Origin of the sequence: Elioraea sp. Yellowstone, from assembly GCF_006704265.1 — a bacterium.
In the GTDB taxonomy this organism is placed as follows: Bacteria; Pseudomonadota; Alphaproteobacteria; order Acetobacterales; family Acetobacteraceae; genus Elioraea.
Genome location: NZ_VIKA01000090.1, coordinates 1 through 14,217, shown reverse-complemented (window position 1 = coordinate 14,217; position 14,217 = coordinate 1). Strand labels below are relative to the sequence as shown.

Below are 14,217 nucleotides of genomic sequence, written 5' to 3'. Positions count from 1 at the left end.
TGGCACAAGATCGAGACCACCGAGGATGCGGAGTGGACGGGCCGCTACCCCTCCGAGGATCCGAACGAGAAGGCGTTCGGCGGGCGGGTGCAGATCTTCCTGAAGGACGGCACGCTGATCGCGTCCGTGCTGGCGGCCGACGCTTCCGGCCCGCCGCCGCGCCGCGCGGCCAATACCAATGTGCGGCGCACCGCCGCGATCGCGGCCTCGGTCGCGCTGGTGGTCGGCGGCATGCTGGGCGCGCTGCTGGCGCCGAGCCCGACCCGCATGGCGCACCCGCTCGACCCCCTCGGCCCCGCGACGCCGATGCTCGCCCGGGCGCTCGACGCGGCGGGAAGCGGCCAGGAGGTGGCCTTCATGGGCGGCATGATCCGCCTGCTGGCGAGCTATCCCACCGACCGCGGACCCTGCCGCAGCTTCGCGGTGGAGAGCGCCACACCGGTCACCGCGCTCGCCTGCCGGGAGGGGGATCTCTGGCGCACGCGGATCGCCGTGGCGCGCCCGATCACGCCGGACGGCTTCGCTCCGGCCTCGGGCGAGGACCCGCTGCTGCGCGAGCTGCTCGACCGGGTCGGCGCCGGCGCGCCGCTTGACACCGAAACGGAGCGGGCCGCGATCGCGCGCGGCTGGCGCTGAGCAGAACGAAAAGGGGGAGCGGGTCGCCCCGCTCCCCCGTCGCGCCGTGCGCCTCAGCGCCGGCCGCCGCCGCGGCCGCCGCGGCCCCCGCCGTCCGAGTTGGAGCTCGAGTTGCTCGAGGAGTTCGACGAGCTGTTGCTGCTCGAGTTCGAGGACGAGTTGCTCGAGGAGTTCGAGGAGCTGTTGCTCGACGAGTTGGACGAACTGTTGCTCGACGAGTTGCTGCTGCTGTTCGAGCTCGAGTTGCCGACGAACTGCAGCACGCTGGTCTCGGTCTGGCCGAGATCGACCGGCTTGAGGCGCGCCTCGGCCGTGCCCGCGGCGACCATCGCCGCGCCGGCCGCCGTGAGGATGGTGATCTTGCGCATCGGTAACGTTCTCCTCGCTGACCGGGCCCCGCTCACTCGCGGCGAAGCATCCGGTAGCGGAAGAACGCCCGGTGCTGCCCGCTATTCCCCTCATACCCGGAGCACGAGGGTTTGACCTTTGTGCGGAGGGTATGGCGCGCGGGGCTCAAGGGGCGGCCGCGCGCAGAACCAAGGCCTGATGCCCGGCCGGCAAAGGTCGAACCTTTGTCGGCCGGGCATCAGCGCGCCGCGCGCGCCTCGCGCCGGTACCAGCCGTCCGCGGCGATGGTCTGGCGCAGGATCCGCTCGCGGAGCGTCGCCTCCGCCGGCGTCTCCGCCCGCACCTCGCCCGCGATCGCTGCATCCGCGCGGCGGAACGGGATCACCTGCACCAGCGGCGTGCCGCGCTCGATCACGTGCACGCCGTCCGGCCCCGTGGCGAAGAACGGCAGATGCACCGGCGAGGCGTAGCTGTCGGTGTCGACGATGCCGGCGACGCACTGGAATACCGGGTTCGGACGGTTGAGCGGCGGCAGGAACAGGCACGACCAGCCCTTCGCGGTGCGGATGGTCCAGTGGTTGTGGAACTTGCAGGGCGGCCGCGGCTCCATCGGATTGCCCGCCACCTGCGGCGGGGAGTGGTTGCTGACCATGGTGCGGTCGAACTCCCAGCCCGCCTTCACCGTCCGCCCGCCATCGGCGATCTCGAGCCGCACCGTGGCCGCGATCGGCAGGATCCAGCCGGTCGCGAGCGCATCGAAGAACGGCATGCAGCGCTTGGCGGTCAGCCCGTTGTTGGTCGCCGAGCGATGCGCCCGGTCGATCGCCGGCAGCTTGCGGAACCAGTCCGGCAGCAGGGATTTCGCCGGCACCGGCGGGGCGATCACGCCCTCGTCCTCGGGCCGACAGGTGAACAGGATCACGGGGTCCTTGGACATCGCGCGCTCCTTCGGGATGCGCGGGCAACGCGCGGCGCGCCGGGTTATTCCGCGCGTGGGGACCAGGGCCATCGCGCGTGGCCCACATCTCCGATCTGCGCAGGCCCCCTCCGTCGGGCAGGGTGCGCGCCGGGCCCGCCGTCAGCCGCGCCGCCGCCGCGTCTCCGCCGCCTCGTCCAGCGCCATCTGCGCCTTGCGCGCGGCGCGCTTCTGCGACGCGGCCGCGCGGCGTTCCGCCATCAGCTCGACCGCGCGTTCCGCCGCGCGCGCCTCGGCGAGCAGGGTGCGCGCCCTGTCCACCCCCAGCTCCGCCGCCTCGGCCGCTGCCGCCGCCTCGCCCGCGCGCCTGAGCCCCGTCGGCAGCCAGGCGCCGTAGAGTGCCGCATCCGCTGCCGCCTCGACCTCCAGCGCGCGCAGCGCCGTCGCGGCCGCCAGCTCGCGCGCGGCCGCCTCGGCCAGCGCATCGGCGAGGTCGCGCTTCGCCTCGTCCACGGCCAGCCGGCGCAGCCGCCTGAGCGTCGCGAAGGGATCGCGGGGCGTCCTCACACGTCACCGTCCAGCGCCGCGGCAAGCTTGGCGAAGGCCGCCTCGGGCGCATCCGCCTCGCCCTTGTCCTGCGCCAGCACCGCCTCGATCGCGGGGGCGCGGCGCACCGCCTCGTCGACCTCCGGATCGGCGCCGGGCTTCCAGGCGCCGAGGCGCACCATGTCCTCCATGTCGGCGTGGATCGAGAGCAGCCGGCGGGCGCGCGCGACGAGCGTCTTCTCGCGCTCGGACAGGATGCCGTTCGCCGCCCGGCTCAGGCTGCGCAGCACGTCCACCGCCGGGTAGCGCCCCCGCTCGCCGATGCGACGATCGAGCACCACGTGGCCGTCGAGGATGCCGCGCACGGCGTCGGCCACCGGCTCGTCGTGGTCGTCGCCCTCCACCAGCACGGTGAACAGGCCGGTGATCGAGCCGCCCGTGCCCTCGATCCCGGGGCCGGCGCGCTCGAGCAGCTTCGGCAGTTCCGCGAACACCGAAGGCGGATAGCCGCGTGTCGCCGGGGGTTCCCCGGCCGAGAGCCCGATCTCGCGCAGCGCGAGGCAGAAGCGCGTGACGCTGTCCATCATCAGCAGCACGCGCTTGCCCTGGTCGCGGAAATGCTCGGCCACCGCCATCGCGGCATAGGCCGCCTCGCGGCGCATCAGAGGCGGCGCATCCGAGGTCGCGACCACGACCACCGAGCGCGCCAGTCCCTGCGGCCCGAGATCGTCCTCGACGAACTCGCGCACCTCGCGCCCGCGCTCGCCCACCAGCGCGATCACGGCGACGTCGCACTGCGCCTTGCGCGCGAGGCTCGCCATCAGCGTCGATTTCCCCACGCCCGAGCCCGCGAACAGGCCGAGCCGCTGGCCCTGGCGGCAGGCGGCGAAGAGGTCGAGCACGCGCACGCCGAGCGGCAGGCGGGGCCCGAGCCGCGCGCGCGCGGTCGCGCTGGGCGGACTCGCGCGCACCGGGCGCGTCGCCTGGCCGCGCGGCAGGGGCCCGAGCCCGTCGATCGGGTGGCCGAGCGGGTCGATCATCCGGCCGAGCCAGGCATCGGTCACCGCCAGCCCGGGCGCGTTCACCCGTTCCGCCCACAGCCCGGGCCCGAGCCCGGCGAGATCCCCGAGCGCCATGGCCTGCGCGCGGCCGTCGCGGAACCCCACCACCTCCAGCGGCACGCGCCGCCCGTCGCGCGCGGTCGCGACCAGCCGGTCCCCCACCGCGAGCAGCTTGGCGATCCCGTCCACCTCCACCATCAGTCCGGTGAGTCCGGCGATGCGGCCGCGCACGCTGACGCGCGAGAGCGCGCGGAGCGCGTTGGCGGCGGCCTCGATGCGCTCGTGGACGGGGAGCGCGCGCGCGGCCTGGGCGGCGCCGGCGCGGCCGGCAGGACGGTCGGCATGCATGGGCACGCGCGAACACTCGCCCGTCGGGGTTAAGGCATCGCTACCGGCCGATCACCCGCTTGCGGCCCTCCTCGTCGAGCGCGACGAAGGTGAAGATCGCCTCGGTGACCTTGATGTGACGGTCGCGGTCGCGCGGCCGGCGCCAGGCCGAGACGCGGTAGCGCAGCGAGGTGGTGCCGACCGAGAGGAGTTCGGCCCAGACCGTCACCTCGTCGCCCACCTTCACCGGCCGCTTGAAGCTCATGGCGTCGATCGCGACGGTGGCGACCCGTCCCCTGGCCTCGCGCATCGCGGCGAGCCCGCCGCCGAGGTCCATCTGGGCGAGCAGCCAGCCGCCGAAGATGTCGCCGGCCGGATTGGTGTCGGCCGGCATGGCGACGGTGCGGAGTGCCGGCTCGATCGGCGGCGGGGTCTCGTCGGTCATGTCAGATGCGGCAGCCCCAGATAGGTCTGGGACTGCATCTCGATCAGCCGCGAGGCGGTGCGCTGGAACATCGCCGCGTTCTCGCCGCGCTGGTAGAGCCGGTCGGGCAGGTCGGCGGCCGAGGCGATCAGCTTCACGCGATGCTCGTAGAGCGCATCGACCAGCGTGATGAAGCGCCGTGCCTGGTCGAAATTCGCGGGGCTGAGGCGCGGGATGCCGTCGATCAGCAGGGTGTGGATGTGGGTCGCGAGCGCGAGGTAGTCGGCCGGGCCGAGGGCGGCGCCGCAGAGGGTCGCGAAGTCCGCGCGCGCCACGCCGTTGGCCGCGAGCGGCAGCCTGACGCGCCGGCCGAGCACGGCAAGGTCGAGCGGCCGCCCGTCCTCGCCGGCGAACTCGCGGAACGCGGCATCGAGCGCGGCCTCGGCGCGCGCATCCGCCGGCACGTGCCACACCCCGACCGCGGCGAGCCGGTCGCGCCGGTAGTCGCGCGCGGCTTCCAGCACGAGCACATCGAGCCGGCGCTTGATCAGGTCGATGAAGGGCAGGAAGCGGTCGCGCTGCAGCCCGTCCCTGTAGAGGTCGTCGGGCAGGGTATTGGAGGTCGCGACCACCACCACGCCGCGCGCGAACAGCGCCTCGAACAGCCGGCCCAGGATCATCGCATCGACGATGTCGTGCACCTGGAACTCGTCGAAGCAGAGCAGGGCGGCCTCGGCGGCGATGCGGTCGGCGAGCGGCGGGATCGGATCGGCATCGCGCTCGGCGTCCTGGCGGAAGGCGTGGATGTGCCGGTGCGCCTCCTGCATGAACCTGTGGAAATGCACGCGCCGCTTGCGTGCGAGCGGGGCGCTCGCGAAGAACAGGTCCATCAGCATCGACTTGCCGCGCCCGACCGCGCCGACGATGTAGAGGCCCTGGGGGGCTTCGGTCGCGTCCTCGCGCGGGCTCCTCTCGCGCGCGAAGCCGAGCCGGGCGCGCAGGGCGGCGAGGAAGCCGCCGTTCTGCGCCGGCTGCGGGTCGTAGCCCCGGAGCGCGCGCCAGAGCTCCTGCAGCCGTTCGGCGGCGAGCGCCTGGGCGGGATCGTGCTCGAGCAGGCCCGCGCGCACGCGCGCGCGGAGTGCGGGCAGGGGACCGTCGGCGGTGGAGGCGGCGATTGCGTCCATCGGGCGGAGGTGGCCTATCCCGGGACGGGGCGGGGTTCAAGCGACCGCAGGCCGCGTCGATGACACGCCGCTGCGGGTCCGGCCGCTTGCATTGATCTTGCGCTCGCGCCGCGCCACCCTCCCGCCCGACCCGCGTCACGGGAGGGGCCCCTGTCCTCGTCAGCCTCCGATCCAGGCCCGGCGCGCGACCGGACGGAGATCTACGACCTTGCCGTCATCGGCGGCGGGATCAACGGCGCCGGCATCGCGCGCGATGCCGCCGGGCGCGGGCTTTCGGTGCTGCTCGTCGAGCAGGGCGACCTCGCCGGCGCCACCTCCTCGGCCTCCACCAAGCTGATCCACGGCGGGCTGCGCTATCTCGAACACCACGCCTTCCGCCTGGTGCGGGAGGCGCTGGCCGAGCGCGAGGTGCTGCTCCGTGCCGCACCGCACATCATCTGGCCGCTCCGCTTCGTGCTGCCGCATCACGCCGGGCTCAGGCCGCGCTGGCTGATCCGGCTCGGCCTGTTCCTCTACGACCATCTCGGCGGGCGGCGCATCCTGCCGCCGACGCGGAGCCTCGACCTGCGCCGCGCCCCGGAAGGGGCGGCGCTGAAGCCCGAGTTCACGCGCGGCTTCGCCTATGCCGATTGCTGGGTGGAGGATGCCCGGCTCGTGGTGCTGAACGCCCGCGACGCCGCGGATCGCGGCGCGAGGGTGTGCGTGCGCACGCGCTGCATGCGCGCCGCGCGCGAGGGTGCGGTCTGGCGGCTCGAACTCACGGGCGAGACGCCGGGCGAGGCGCGCGCGCGCGCGCTGGTGAACGCGACCGGGCCGTGGGTGGCCGAGTTCCTCGCCGGCGCGGTGCGGGCGGAGGCGCCGGCGAAGGTGCGGCTGGTGAAGGGCAGCCACATCGTCGTGCGCCGCCTCTGGGACGGGCCGCACTGCTACATCTTCCAGAACGCCGATCGGCGCATCTGCTTCGCCATCCCCTACGAGGACGACTTCACGCTGATCGGCACCACCGATCTCGACGTCACCGGCGATCCGGCCTCCGTCGCGATCGACGCGGACGAGGTCGCCTATCTCTGCACCGCGGTCAGCGCCTATCTCAGGGAGCCCGTGCGGCCCGAACACGTGGTGTGGAGCTATGCGGGCGTGCGTCCGCTCTACGACGACGGGGCGACGAAGGCGCAGGAAGCGACGCGCGACTACGTGCTCACGCTCGACGCGCCTGCGGGGGCTGCGCCGCTGCTCTCGGTATTCGGCGGCAAGATCACCACCTATCGCCGCCTCGCCGAGGCGGCGCTGGCGCGGCTTCAGCCGCATCTGCCGATGCGCGGCCCCTGGACCGCGGCGGCGCCGCTGCCGGGCGGCGACTTCCCGCATGACGGCGCGCCCGCCCTCGTCGCGCGGCTCGTCGCGGCGCATCCCTGGCTCGCGCCGGCCACCGCGCGCCGCCTGGTGCGCCAGTTCGGCACCCAGTCCTTCGCGCTGCTCGAGGGGGCGGCCGGGCCGGAGACGCCGCTGGTCGCCGATCTCGCGCCGCGCGAGGTGCGCTGGATGATCGAGCGCGAATGGGCGCGCACGCCGGACGACATCCTCTGGCGGCGCACCAAGCTCGGCCTGCGCGCCACCGCCGCCGAGCGCGCCGCACTCGCCGCCTTCATGGGCGCGCACCGCGACGCCCCCGGCGCCCGCGCCGCGGAGTGACGGATCCGGCATGACCCACATCCTCGCGCTCGACCAGGGCACCACCTCCACCCGCGCGATCGTCTTCGACGCGGCGCTGACACCGCGCGCCTCGGCACAGGCCGAGTTCCCGCAACACTTCCCGCGCTCCGGCTGGGTGGAGCACGACCCGGAGGATCTCTGGCGGACGTCGCTCGAGACCATGCGCGCGGCCCTCGGCCGGGCCGGGCTCGCCGCGCGCGACATCGCCGGCATCGGCATCACCAACCAGCGCGAGACCGTGGTGGTGTGGGAGCGCGCGACCGGCACGCCGATCCACAGGGCGATCGTCTGGCAGGACCGGCGCACCGCCGAGACCTGCGCCCGCCTCGCCGCGGAGGGGGGCGAGGCGCTGGTGACGACGCGCACGGGGCTGCTGCTCGATCCCTATTTCTCGGCGACCAAGATCGCCTGGATCCTCGACCACGTGGAGGGCGCGCGCGCGGCCGCCGAAGCGGGTGCGCTCGCCTTCGGCACGGTCGACACCTTCCTGCTGTGGCGGCTCACCGGCGGGGCGGTGCACGCGACCGACGCGACCAATGCCGCGCGCACCGCGCTCTGCGACATCCGCACCGGCCGGTGGGACGAGGAGATGCTCGCGCTGTTCCGCGTGCCGCGGGCGATGCTGCCGGAGATCCGCGACTGCGCGGCCGAGTTCGGCGCCACGCGGGCGGACCTGTTCGGCGCACCGATCGCCGTGCGGGGGCTGGCCGGCGACCAGCAGGCGGCGACCCTCGGCCAGGGCTGCGTCGCGCCGGGGATGATGAAGTCGACCTACGGCACCGGCTGCTTCGCGCTGCTCAACACCGGCGAGGCGCCGGTGGTGTCGCGCGCGCGGCTGCTCTCGACCATCGCCTGGCAGCTCGACGGGCGGCGCAGCTACGCGCTCGAGGGCGCGATCTTCGTCGCCGGCGCGGCCGTGCAGTGGCTGCGCGACGGGCTCGGCGTGATCCGGAACGCGGCCGAGACGGCCGCGCTCGCCGAGGCCGCCGACCCGGCCCAGCGCGTCATGCTCGTGCCGGCCTTCACCGGGCTCGGCGCGCCGTGGTGGGACGCGGAGGCGCGCGGCGCGCTCTACGGGCTGACCCGCGGCACCTCGCCGCGCGAGCTCGCCCGTGCCGCCCTCGAGAGCGTGGGCTTCCAGACGCGCGACCTGATCGAGGCGATGCGGCGCGACTGGGGTGCGGCCGCCGGCAGCGTGCTGCGCGTCGACGGCGGCATGACCGCATCGGACTGGGCGATGCAGTTCCTCGCCGACATCCTCGGCGCGCCGGTCGATCGCCCGGCGGTGACCGAGACCACCGCGCTCGGGGCGGCCTATCTCGCCGCGCTGCAGGCCGGGATCGCGCCGGCACCGGCGGACTGGGCGGCGCGCTGGCGGGCCGAGCGCCGCTTCGCGCCGCGCATGGCGGCGGAAGAGCGCGAACGGCTCTATGCGGCCTGGCAGGACGCGGTACGGCGCACGCTGACGCGGCGCTGATCAGACGATCCTGCGCCGCCGGACGCGCTTCGGCGGGTCGTGCGGGAAGGCGAGGCCGGAGGCGTCCGCGCCGAGATCGACCAGCATCTTCGCCATGGCGATCGCGCAACCGTAGCCCTCCAGCACCGGGGCGTCCCAGCCGAGCCCGGCCAAGCGCCGCTGCAGCACCGGCTTCAGCCAGTAGGCGGCGGAGCAGCCGAGGATCAGGGCCTCGGCGCCGTCCTCCTCGATCGCCGCGACCGCCTCCGCCACCGCCGTCTCCACCATCGCGGAGACCCCCTCGCGCACGAAGCGTTCGTTCTCGTCCTGCACCGAGATGCGGCCCTGATGGGCCGGGCGCGGCAGCGGGAATTCGAGATTGCGGATCGAGGCGCAGTGCCCGGTCATGCGGTAGAGCGCCACCAGGTCCGCCATGCGCAGGGTGTGCACCTCGGAGACGTCGAGGATCGAGAAGCGCTGCCCGAGCATCACCGCGGCATGCATCTGCGCGTGCGCGCAGGAGGTCACGGCCACGCCGTGGCGGTGGCCGATGTCGCGCGCGGCCAGATAGCCCGGATCGCCGCCGCCGAGCAGGACGATCGCGTTGTAGCGGCCGGAGGCGCAGGCCTCGCGCACGACCGGCAGGCGATTGACGCCGGTGATCTCGAACTCCTCGCGCGTCTCGACCGGCCAGGGGCCGTGTGTTGCCGGCGCGCCGGGATGGATGTCCCAGTCGATGCCGGTGAGCAGCGGCGCCAGCATCGCGTGGTTCATCAGCATCTCCTCCTTGCGGCCCCGGAAGGCGTGCATGCGGAAGGCCGCGCCCTCGGGCAGGCTGTAGGCGTTGACCAGCAGGAAACGATACGGCGACGGCGCATCCGCCATGCGGTGGCTCCTCGGCAGCGCGATCGCCGCGTCGGGCGGCGATCCGGATGCGGGATGATGCGCGCCGCGCCGGCGGCGGGAAAGGCCGCGAGGCGCGGCGGTGCTGCCGCGCCTCGGCTGCCGACGGCAGGACTACTCGGCGGCGACCGCGGTGATGCGCGTCCGGGAGGTCTCCTCGAAGAACTGCTCGTCCTCGGTCGAGCCGGCGAGGGCGGTGGTGGAGGAGCGGCCCGCGGTGATCGCCAGCGAGACCGCGTCGAAATAGCCGGTGCCGACCTCGCGCTGGTGCCGGGTCGCGGTGTAGCCCTCGGCCTCGGCGGCGAACTCGGCCTGCTGGAGTTCGGCATAGGCCGCCATGCCGCGCTCGCGGTAGCCGCGCGCGAGCCGGAACATCGCGTAGTTCAGGCTGTGGAAGCCGGCGAGCGTGACAAACTGGAACTTGTAGCCCATCGCGCCGAGCTCGCGCTGGAAGCTCGCGATGCGCTCGGGGCTCAGCTTCTTCGCCCAGTTGAACGAGGGCGAGCAGTTGTAGGCGAGCAGCTTGCCGGGGAACTCGCGATGGATCGCCTCGGCGAAGGCGCGTGCCTCCTCGAGGTTCGGCTCCGAGGTCTCCCACCACAGGAGATCGGCATAGGGCGCGTAGGCGAGGCTGCGCGCGATCGCGTACTCGTTGCCCACGCCGGGCTTGATGCGGAAGAAGCCCTCGGCGGTGCGCTCGCCGGAGAGGAACGGCCGGTCGCGCTCGTCGATGTCGGAGGTGATGAGCTGCGCCGACTGCGCATCCGTGCGGGAGAGCAGGACGGTCGGCACGCCCTCGACATCGGCGGCGAGGCGGGCGGCGGTGAGCGTGCGGATATGCGTGCCGATCGGCACCAGCACCTTGCCGCCCATGTGGCCGCACTTCTTCTCGCTGGCGAGCTGGTCCTCGAAATGCACGCCCGCCGCCCCCGCCTCGATCATCGCCTTCATCAGCTCGAAGGCGTTGAGCGGGCCGCCGAACCCGGCCTCGGCGTCGGCGACGATCGGGGCGAACCAGTGCGTGTCGGTGCGCCCCTCCAGGCGCGCGATCTGGTCGGCGCGGCGCAGCGCGGCGTTGATGCGCTTGACCACCGCGGGCACGGAGTTGACGGGGTAGAGGCTCTGGTCCGGGTACATCTCGCCGGCGAGGTTGGCGTCCGCCGCCACCTGCCATCCGGAGAGGTAGATCGCCTTCAGTCCCGCCTTCACCTGCTGCATCGCCTGGTTGCCGGTGAGCGCGCCGAGCGTGTTCAGGTAGGGTTCGGTCCTGAGCAGATGCCACAGCCGGCGCGCGCCCATCTCGGCGAGCGTGTGGCGGATGCGCACGGAGCCGGCGAGCCGCTCGACCTCGGCCGGGGTGTAGTCGCGGCGGATGCCGGCGAAGCGTTCCTGCATCCATTCAGTGGTGCCGAGCGCGCCCTCGGGCGCGTAGCAGCGCGGATAGTTCGTCGTGCTCATGGGCGTTGACCTCCTTGGCGAGCCTTCCAGGCCGATCGGCCATGCGTGAATGCTTCACACTGCACGTGCGAAGGCCAAGGGCGGTTGCGCAAGAAAATTAGCAAACATGTTGTTTCATTTGCCAAAAATGGCACAGTTCTGTAAAATTGGTAAATCGCCGGCGCTGCCGGGCAGCCGAACATGGAGGTCGCCATCGCCAGCAAACCGCGCATCGGCCGCACCGTGCGGCGCCTGCGCATCGAACGGGGCCTGACCCAGCAGGCACTCGCCGCCGCGCTCGGCATCTCGGCCAGCTACCTGAACCTGATCGAGCACGACCAGCGCGGCGTCACCGCCGCCCTGCTCCTGAAGCTCGCCCGGCACTTCGCGGTCGATCTCGCCGCCCTGGGCGGCGCCGAGGAGCGCCAGACCGAGGCGCATCTGCGCGAGGCCTTCGCGGACCCGCTGCTGGGCGCCGAGGCGGTGCCGGAGGGCGAGATCGCGGCGCTCGTGGATGCCGCCCCTGCCGCCGCCCGCGCGACGCTCGCGCTCTACCGCGCCTGGCGCGCGGCGCGCGAGGACACCTCGGGCCTCAGCCTGCCGTCGGGGCGGCGCATCCTGCTGCCGACCGAGGAGGCGCGCGACCACTTCCACGCGCGCCGGAACCACTTCCCGCGCCTGGAAGCCGCAGCGGAAGTGATCCATGCCGGGCTTGGCGCCGCCCTGCCGGCGGAGATGAACCATGCGATCGCCGAGCGGCTCCGGCGCACCCACGGCCTGCGCATCGCGGTCGGCGACCTCGCCGGCGCGCTGCGCCGCTTCGACGCCGAGACGCGCACGCTGCATCTCTCCGACCTCCTGCCGCGCGAGAGCCGAGGCTTCCAGATGGCGTTCCAGCTCATGCTGATCGAGGCGCAGGACGCCGTGGAAGAGGAGGTGGCCGAGGCGAAGCCGTCCTCCGAGGAGGCGGCCGCGCTGCTGCGCGTCGGCCTCCTGAACTATGCCGCCGGCGCGCTTCTGATGCCTTACGACGCCTATCTCGCGGCCGCGCGCTCGTTGCGTCACGATGTCGATGCGCTGGCGGCGCGCTTCGGTGTGAGCTTCGAGCAGGCCGCGCACCGCCTGACGACGCTGAACCGCGAGGGCGCGCGCGGCATCGCCTTCTTCTTCCTGCGCGCGGATGCCGCCGGCAACGTCACCAAGCGCTTCGCCGCCGCCGGTTTCCCCTTCGCGCGCTTCGGCGGCTCCTGCCCGCGCTGGGTGCCGCATCTCGCCTTCGCCTCGCCCGGCCGCGTGCAGGTGCAGGTCGCGCGCCTGCCCGACGGCGCGACCTTCCTCTGCTTCGCCAAGGCGCTCGCCCGTCCCGCCGGGCCCTGGCCCGAACCGCCCGAGGTGCACGTGGTGGCCCTCGGCTGCGACGTGGCGCATGCCGGCAGCGTCGCCTATGCCGACGGCCTGGATCTCGAGGCATCGGTGACCACGATCGGCCTCTCCTGCCCGCTCTGCGACCGGCCGAACTGCCGCAGCCGCGCCTTCCCGGCGGTGGCGCACCGGCTCGCGCTCGATCCGTCGGTGCGGGCCGCGGGCGCCTTCGGCTTCGCGCCGAGGCGCGCATGATCGGCACGCGGGTCGCGATCGAGGCCGGCGCGCCGGTGCTGACCCCGGCGCAGATGGCCGCAGCACTCGGGCTCGACGAGCGGGCGCTGCGGGACGAACTGCGTGCCGGACGGGTCTTCAGCCTGGTCGAGCGCGGCGAGGGGCGGGATGCGGGCCGGCTGCGCGGACGGCTGCGCTGGCGCTCGCTCGAGGTGGTGCTGGTGATCGACGCCGACGGCACCGTGTTGGAGATGGCGCGGAGCGGCGAGTGGCGACGCTGATCGACTCGGCACCGGCGCTATAGTCGCGTCCCATGGCCTTCCTCGCCGACCTGCACGTGCACTCGAAGCACTCGCGCGCCACCAGCCGGGACCTCGATCTCGAGCACCTCGCCTGGTGGGCCTGCCGCAAGGGCATCGCGGTGGTCGGCACGGGCGACTGCGTCCATCCCGCCTGGCTCGCCGAGATCAAGGACAAGCTGGAACCGGACGGCAGCGGCCTGTTCCGCCTGCGTCCCGACATCATGGCGCGACTGCACCGCACGCTTCCCGCCTCCTGCCGCGGCGAGGTGCGCTTCATGCTCTCGACCGAGATCTCGACCATCTACAAGAAGGGCGACAGGACGCGGAAGATCCACCACCTGATCTACCTGCCGGATCTCGACGCGGCGGACCGCCTCGCCGCGCGGCTCGCCGCGATCGGCAACATCGCCTCGGACGGGCGGCCGATCCTCGGTCTCGACTCGCGCGACCTCCTGGAGATCACGCTCGAGGTCCATCCGGACGCCTATCTCGTGCCCGCGCATGTCTGGACGCCGTGGTTCGCCGCGCTCGGCGCGCAGTCCGGCTTCGATTCGATCGAGGCGTGCTACGGCGACCTCGCCCCGCACATCTTCGCGATCGAAACGGGTCTCTCCTCCGATCCGGCGATGAACCGGCGCGTCTCCGCGCTCGACCGGTTCCGCCTCACCTCGAACTCGGATGCGCATTCGCCGGGCAAGCTCGGCCGCGAGGCGACGCGCTTCTCCTGCGAACCGGGCTTCCGCGCGATCCGCCATGCGCTCGCGACCGGCGAGGGCTACGCGGGCACGGTCGAGTTCTTCCCGGAGGAGGGGAAGTACCACATGGACGGGCACCGCGCCTGCGGGGTGCGGCTCGAGCCTGGCGAGACGATCGCGCGCGGCGGGGTCTGTCCCGTCTGCGGCGGACGCGTCACGGTCGGCGTGGCGCATCGCGTCGAGACGCTCGCCGATCGCGCGGAGCCCGCCGTGCCGGCCACCGCCGGCGCGGTGGCGAGCCTGGTGCCGCTCGCGGAGATCCTCGCCGAGATCACGGCGACCGGCGTCTCCGCGAACGCGGTGGCGCGGGCCTATGACCGCGCGACAGCCGCGCTCGGGCCGGAACTCGCGGTGCTGGAGGAGGTGCCGGTCGCCGAGATCGCCCGCGCCGATCCGCTGCTCGGCGAGGCGATCGGCCGGCTGCGCCGCGGCGCGGTGATCCGCGAGGCGGGCTACGATGGCCAGTACGGCGTGATCCGCCTGTTCGCCGAGGGCGAGCTCGACGCCGCGGCAAGGGGGGCGCTGCTGTTCGAAGCGCCGCGCCGCACGCGTTCGCCCCAGCCCCCTTGCCCGGCAGGCCGGCGCGCGGCCGAGGCGCGCGCCGCCCCCGATC

General features: G+C 73.6%; 13 protein-coding genes and 1 pseudogene. 7 read left to right on the top strand and 7 right to left on the bottom strand.

The window, feature by feature from the left end:
• A pseudogene (locus FK498_RS19770) lies at window positions 1–636 on the top strand (hypothetical protein); the annotation flags it as partial.
• Window positions 637–747: 111 nt separating this feature from the next.
• A complete protein-coding gene (locus tag FK498_RS19315) occupies window positions 748–1,119 on the top strand; it encodes a hypothetical protein (RefSeq protein ID WP_161988403.1) in 372 nt (123 codons plus the stop codon).
• Window positions 1,120–1,222: 103 nt separating this feature from the next.
• Here FK498_RS19315 and FK498_RS12695 read toward each other — a convergent pair whose 3' ends face one another.
• From FK498_RS12695 to zapE, 5 genes are all read right to left on the bottom strand, one after another.
• Entirely contained in the window at window positions 1,223–1,921 is a 699-nt protein-coding gene (locus FK498_RS12695; protein ID WP_141855110.1) for a DUF6065 family protein, read from the bottom strand.
• A gap of 141 nt (window positions 1,922–2,062) precedes the next feature.
• Window positions 2,063–2,467, bottom strand: a complete 405-nt coding sequence (locus FK498_RS12690) for a hypothetical protein (RefSeq protein WP_141855108.1) — start codon at window positions 2,465–2,467, stop codon at window positions 2,063–2,065.
• Window positions 2,464–3,861: a flagellar protein export ATPase FliI gene (fliI, locus tag FK498_RS12685; RefSeq protein ID WP_141855106.1), complete on the bottom strand. Its 1,398-nt coding sequence runs from the start codon at window positions 3,859–3,861 to the stop codon at window positions 2,464–2,466. The genes FK498_RS12690 and fliI overlap by 4 nt, the downstream gene beginning before the upstream one ends.
• 34 nt (window positions 3,862–3,895) lie before the next feature.
• Window positions 3,896–4,279 carry an acyl-CoA thioesterase gene (locus FK498_RS12680; protein ID WP_141855104.1) on the bottom strand — a complete coding sequence of 128 codons (384 nt, stop codon included), beginning with the start codon at window positions 4,277–4,279 and terminating at the stop codon, window positions 3,896–3,898.
• Window positions 4,276–5,442 carry a cell division protein ZapE gene (gene zapE / locus FK498_RS12675; protein WP_141855102.1) on the bottom strand — a complete coding sequence of 389 codons (1,167 nt, stop codon included), beginning with the start codon at window positions 5,440–5,442 and terminating at the stop codon, window positions 4,276–4,278. Before zapE ends, FK498_RS12680 begins: the two co-directional genes overlap by 4 nt.
• Window positions 5,443–5,592: 150 nt before the next feature.
• Between zapE and glpD the strand changes: the two genes are divergently transcribed.
• The gene (gene glpD / locus FK498_RS12670; RefSeq protein WP_370510903.1) at window positions 5,593–7,134 is read left to right on the top strand and encodes a glycerol-3-phosphate dehydrogenase; all 1,542 of its coding nucleotides are present in this window, start codon (window positions 5,593–5,595) and stop codon (window positions 7,132–7,134) included.
• Between the two features lie 10 nt (window positions 7,135–7,144).
• Window positions 7,145–8,632, top strand: a complete 1,488-nt coding sequence (gene glpK, locus FK498_RS12665; protein ID WP_141855098.1) for a glycerol kinase GlpK — start codon at window positions 7,145–7,147, stop codon at window positions 8,630–8,632.
• Here the strand turns inward: glpK and FK498_RS12660 are convergent, their stop codons facing one another.
• Window positions 8,633–9,496, bottom strand: coding sequence for an aspartate/glutamate racemase family protein (locus tag FK498_RS12660; RefSeq protein ID WP_141855096.1), 864 nt, complete (start codon window positions 9,494–9,496; stop codon window positions 8,633–8,635).
• A 132-nt stretch (window positions 9,497–9,628) separates the two neighbouring features.
• The gene (aceA, locus tag FK498_RS12655; protein ID WP_141855112.1) at window positions 9,629–10,909 is read right to left on the bottom strand and encodes an isocitrate lyase; all 1,281 of its coding nucleotides are present in this window, start codon (window positions 10,907–10,909) and stop codon (window positions 9,629–9,631) included.
• Window positions 10,910–11,152: 243 nt separating this feature from the next.
• Here aceA and FK498_RS12650 point away from each other — a divergent pair, with 243 nt between their 5' ends.
• From FK498_RS12650 to FK498_RS12640, 3 genes are all read left to right on the top strand, one after another.
• Window positions 11,153–12,568, top strand: a complete 1,416-nt coding sequence (locus tag FK498_RS12650) for a short-chain fatty acyl-CoA regulator family protein (RefSeq protein ID WP_141855094.1) — start codon at window positions 11,153–11,155, stop codon at window positions 12,566–12,568.
• Complete coding sequence (locus FK498_RS12645; protein ID WP_141855092.1) at window positions 12,565–12,828, top strand: DUF6522 family protein; 264 nt, start codon at window positions 12,565–12,567, stop codon at window positions 12,826–12,828. Before FK498_RS12650 ends, FK498_RS12645 begins: the two co-directional genes overlap by 4 nt.
• Window positions 12,829–12,860: 32 nt before the next feature.
• On the top strand, window positions 12,861–14,217 hold a 1,357-nt coding region (locus tag FK498_RS12640), incomplete at its 3' end, for an endonuclease Q family protein (RefSeq protein ID WP_202614841.1).

Coding starts and splice junctions, on each gene's coding strand:
- FK498_RS12695 (WP_141855110.1), bottom strand. CDS start 1,921: ATGTCCAAGGACCCCGTGATCCTGTTCACCTGTCGGCCCGAGGACGAG.
- FK498_RS12680 (WP_141855104.1), bottom strand. CDS start 4,279: ATGACCGACGAGACCCCGCCGCCGATCGAGCCGGCACTCCGCACCGTC.
- zapE (WP_141855102.1), bottom strand. CDS start 5,442: ATGGACGCAATCGCCGCCTCCACCGCCGACGGTCCCCTGCCCGCACTC.
- glpK (WP_141855098.1), top strand. CDS start 7,145: ATGACCCACATCCTCGCGCTCGACCAGGGCACCACCTCCACCCGCGCG.
- FK498_RS12660 (WP_141855096.1), bottom strand. CDS start 9,496: ATGGCGGATGCGCCGTCGCCGTATCGTTTCCTGCTGGTCAACGCCTAC.
- aceA (WP_141855112.1), bottom strand. CDS start 10,909: ATGCAGGAACGCTTCGCCGGCATCCGCCGCGACTACACCCCGGCCGAG.
- FK498_RS12650 (WP_141855094.1), top strand. CDS start 11,153: ATGGAGGTCGCCATCGCCAGCAAACCGCGCATCGGCCGCACCGTGCGG.
- FK498_RS12645 (WP_141855092.1), top strand. CDS start 12,565: ATGATCGGCACGCGGGTCGCGATCGAGGCCGGCGCGCCGGTGCTGACC.